Source organism: Methylocaldum sp. (assembly GCF_039794385.1).
Lineage (GTDB): Bacteria > Pseudomonadota > Gammaproteobacteria > Methylococcales > Methylococcaceae > Methylocaldum.
In genome coordinates this window covers 1-4,729 of record NZ_JBDIVO010000353.1, presented here as the reverse complement: position 1 = coordinate 4,729, position 4,729 = coordinate 1, and the positions used below count along the sequence as shown (strand labels likewise).

The 4,729-nt window shown below is 61.6% G+C and carries 2 protein-coding genes; both read left to right on the top strand.

Annotated elements, in window-relative coordinates:
• Nucleotides 1-242 precede the first annotated feature (242 nt).
• Nucleotides 243-3,608: a response regulator gene (locus tag ABJK70_RS20540; protein WP_347258946.1), complete on the top strand. Its 3,366-nt coding sequence runs from the start codon at nt 243-245 to the stop codon at nt 3,606-3,608.
• 1 nt (nt 3,609) lies between these two features.
• A complete protein-coding gene (locus tag ABJK70_RS20535) occupies nt 3,610-4,563 on the top strand; it encodes a response regulator transcription factor (RefSeq protein ID WP_077731663.1) in 954 nt (317 codons plus the stop codon).
• Nucleotides 4,564-4,729: the final 166 nt, after the last annotated feature.

The window sequence follows — 4,729 nt, the reverse complement described above, 5'->3', positions numbered from 1 at the left end:
CGGAAATAGGCCTGACGCCGGCTTCCTGCCGCCACCCGCCCTTTTAGCGTGCAATCTTGCGGTCTTCGCCCCAAATCGGGGCGGCGACCGTTCAGCAACACCCTCTTCTTCTGCCTTCTCCCTGTAGTCAACTCAACGGCACGTGATTTGCTCACCTTGTTGAATTCGAGCGACAAATTGGAATTGCACTCGGCATAAAAACAACAAGATCAGACAAGAGGCAAACCATCGCTTTGGAAGGATTGAGCCGTCAGGCCATCGTAAAGATACGGCGCGACTATAACGCCTGGGTCGCGAACGAGACCCTGGAAGACTATGCGCTTCGGTTCGCGCCGCGGTCGTTTCGGAAGTGGTCCGAGTTCCGGGTGGCGAACACCGCCTTCGGCTCGATCTCGTTTCTGGTTCTGGAAGCCATCGGCGGTTTTCTCGCGATCAACTACGGATTCGTCAACGCCTGCTGGGCCATCATCGCGGTGGGCCTCGTCGTTTTCCTCACCGGGCTCCCGATCAGCTACTACGCCGCCAAACACAACATCGACATGGACTTGCTGACCCGCGGCGCCGGGTTCGGCTATATCGGCTCGACCCTGACCTCGCTGATCTACGCCTCCTTCACCTTCACCCTATTCGCGCTGGAAGCGTCCATCATGTCGCTGGCGCTGGAACTGTACTTCGACATTCCCATCGCCGCAGCGCATGTCGTCAGCGCCCTCTCGGTCATTCCGCTCGTCACCTTCGGCGTCACCACCATCAGCCGGCTTCAGCTCTGGACCCAACCGTTGTGGATCGTGCTGCTTGTCGCACCCTACGCGGCCGTCATCTGGCGCGAACCAGAGGCTCTGACCGAACTCGCCCTGTTCCCCGGAAGCGAGAATCGCGGCGCGCAGTTCGACTGGATACTGTTCGGAACGGCCGCGACCATGGCCTTTTCCATGGTGGCCCAAATCGGCGAGCAAGTGGACTTTCTACGGTTTCTGCCGGAAAAGAATCATCGCAACCGATATCGGTGGTGGGCGGCCACCATTATCGCCGGCCCCGGATGGATCTTTTTGGGCATGGCCCGGCAACTGGGCGGCGCTTTCCTGGCGTATCTGGCGCTCAAGCACGGCATCGCCGGCGAGCGGGCGCACGAACCCACCCAGATGTATCGGGTGGCCTACGGCTACCTGTTCGACGACGGCAGGCTGGCGCTCGCGGCAACGGCACTGTTCGTGGTCGTATCGCAACTCAAGATCAATGTCACCAATGCTTACGCGGGCTCGCTGGCCTGGTCGAACTTCTTCTCGCGGCTGACCCACAGCCATCCCGGTCGAGTGGTCTGGCTGGTCTTCAACGTGATGATCGCCCTGCTCCTCATGGAGCTCGGCGTTTTCGGCGCGCTCGAGCGGGTCCTCGGCCTGTTTTCGAACGTCGCCATCGCCTGGATCGGCGCCCTGGTGGCCGATCTGGTGATCAACAAGCCGCTGGGCCTGAGTCCGCCTTTCGTCGAATTCAAGCGAGCGTACCTGCCGGACATCAACCCGGTCGGCGTACTGTCCACGCTCGGTGCTTCGGCGATTTCGACCGCAGCCTACACGGGGTTGTTCGGGGCGCTGCCGCAAGCATTTTCGGCCTTCATCGCTTTGGCGACCGCTTTTCTGCTGACGCCGGTCATCGCTTGGCTGACCCGAGGCCGCCACTATCTGGCGAGAGACCGCAACGACTGGGGCTCGACCACGCCCCATGCCAAATGCTGCATTTGCGAAAACGATTTCGAACTGGAAGACAAGGCGTACTGCCCGGCCTATCAGGGAACGATCTGCTCGCTCTGCTGCACCCTGGATGCCCGTTGCCTGGACACCTGCAAACCGAACGCGCGGCTCAAGGACCAGCTCGAACGGGCCAGCCGCCGCTGGCTGCCCTCGTGCCTGTCGCCGCAATTCAGGCTGCGCCTGATTCAGTTCGCTCTCGTTTACCTGCTGCTCGCCGCGCTCACCGGCGTCTTCGTAGGTGTGATCTATTACCAGGATATCCTGGCAGCCGCTTCCGGGGACGAGGCTTTATCTCAAGCGCTGTTCGCCAATTTCCTCAAGGTCTATTCGGCGCTGCTGGTTTTCCTGGGCCTCGCCGCGTGGTGGATCGTGCTCAGCAACGAAAGCCGTCAGGTGGCGCAGGAGGAATCCGGGAAACAAACCGCTCTGCTGCTCAAGGAAATCGAGGAGCATAAGAAAACCGACAGCATGCTCCAGGAAACACGCGAGGCCGCGGATCGGGCCAACCAAGCCAAGAGCCGCTTCGTGAGCGACATGAGCCACGAGATTCGAACGCCGCTGAACAGCATACTCGGGTACGCCCAGATCCTGCGCAAAGATCCGAACATCCCGGCACATCGCCGGGAGGCGGTGGAGATCATTCAGCGCAGCGGGGAACACCTTTCTTCCCTGATCGAAGACATTCTCGACATCGCCCGCATCGAGGCGCGCAAGATCGAGCTGCGGCACGGGGCTATCGATTTTCCCGCCTTCATCGAGCAATTGGTGCGCATGTTCCGGCCGCAGGCGGAAGCGAAAGGACTGACCTTCCGTTGCCAGATCGTCGATGTGCTGCCGCGCCGGATCCGCGGCGACGAAAAGCGGGTGGGCCAGATTCTCATCAATCTGCTGAGCAACGCCGTGAAGTTCACCCAGGAGGGCGGAATCGTTTTCCGTGTGGGCTACAGCGGAGAAATCGCTCGGTTCCAGGTGACGGACACCGGCGAAGGCATATCGCAGGACCAGATCGAAACCATCTTCCTGCCCTTCCGGCGTCTGCCCAGAACCCGCGGCAACGCCATTCCCGGCAGCGGTCTGGGGCTCACCATCAGCAAGATGCTCACGCAAATCATGGGCGGCGAACTGACGGTAGAGAGCGAGCCTCAGAAGGGTTCCACGTTTGCCGTCCGCTTGTTCCTTCCCAGCCTGCGCGGCGCGGAAGAGGTTCGGGATGAAGGCGACATCGTGGGTTACCGCGGTCCGCGCCGCAAGATCCTGGTGGTCGACGACCAACCCGAGCATCGCGGCATTCTGACCTCGGCGCTAACCCCCTTGGGGTTCGTTCTCGAGGAAGCGGGTTCCGGCGAAGAATGCCTGGCGAAGGCCAGGGAATGGAATCCGGACCTGATTCTGCTGGACATCATCATGCCCGGAACGACCGGCATCGAAGCGGCGGCCAGCCTGCGCCAGACCGGATTCAAGACCCCCATCATCGTCGTCAGCGCCAACGCCTACCAAAGCGACCGCCGTTCGGCCAGCGCCGCCGGCTGCGACGATTTCCTGGCCAAGCCGATTCAGATCGAAGAACTCCTGCGCAAACTCAAACTGCATTTGAGTCTCGACTGGCTCTATCGGGGAGAGGATACGGAGCAAATCGAAACCGCCCCCGACACCGCGCAGCCGATGTTAAGGCCGCCGCCCGACTGCCTCGAAGAACTGGCCGCATTCGCCCGCATCGGCGATCTTCGGGGCCTTGCGGACCGCCTGGACACGCTGGCCGGAAGCGATGCCGGCTACATCCCGTTCGCCGAGCATCTCCAGGCGCTTTCGCGGGAGTTCCGTCTCGGCGACATCAAGAAAACACTCAGCGAGGTCTAAGATGAGCTTAAAACGTCAATACCGCCAAGGCACGGTAATGATCGTGGACGACGTACCGGCCAATCTCGCCCTGCTTTCCGACGCCCTGGACGAAGCTGGCTATCGCGTACTGGTTGCGACCGACGGCGCTTCCGCCCTGGAGCAGCTTCGCTACGCCGAACCCGACGTCATATTGATGGACGCGGTCATGCCGGGCATGGACGGTTTCGAAACCTGCCGCCACCTAAAGGCGAATCCCGCGACCCGCTCCATTCCCATCATTTTCATGACCGGACTCGGCGAGCTGAACGATTTGCTCCGGGGTTTTCGCGAAGGCGCCGTGGATTATCTGGTCAAGCCGATCCGCCATGAGGAGGTTCTGGCCCGGGTCGAAGCACATCTGGCCCAGTCGCGGATGGTGTTCCGCGCGGAAGAAGCCCTGGAGCGCAGCGGATTCGCGACGATCAGCATCGATGCCGCCGGGCGGATCATCTGGCTGACATCCTCGGCCGTCCGCTGGCTGGCGGCGTTCTCGGGAATCAAGGTGTTCGATTTCGAGACCTCAGCCTGCTTTTTGCCCAAGACACTTCTGGATTGGGCTTTAGCCCGTATCGCTCCGGGCGGAACCACGGAACACGAGTTGTTCACGCTTCATCGCGACGGCAAGAAATTCACCGCGAAGCTCGCCCCATGCGAAAGCGGACGCGAATACCTGCTGCTATTGCAGGAATTTTCCGGCGACTGGAACTTGGAGTCCTTGCGGGACGAACTCGGACTTACCTTCCGCGAAGCGGAAATCCTCATGTGGATCGCCCGCGGCAAAACCAACCGCGAGGTCGGGACTATCCTCGGCAGCAGTCCCCGGACGGTCAACAAACATCTGGAGCACATTTTCGAAAAGCTGGGCGTCGGCACCCGCGCCGCCGCGGTCGCCGTCGTCATGCAGCGCATGAGGACGGGAGCCGAAGCGGCTTGACCGAGGCACCCGGTAGGTCGGGAATCCCTTGCCGACGCCATCTCCCGGCCGGGCGGTTTCGTCGGCAAAGGATTGCCGACCTACGACCGTACCGCCGTAGGTCGCGAATCCTTTCGCGACGCCGTGCTCCGACCGTGCGTCTGCATCGGCAAAGGATTGCCGACCT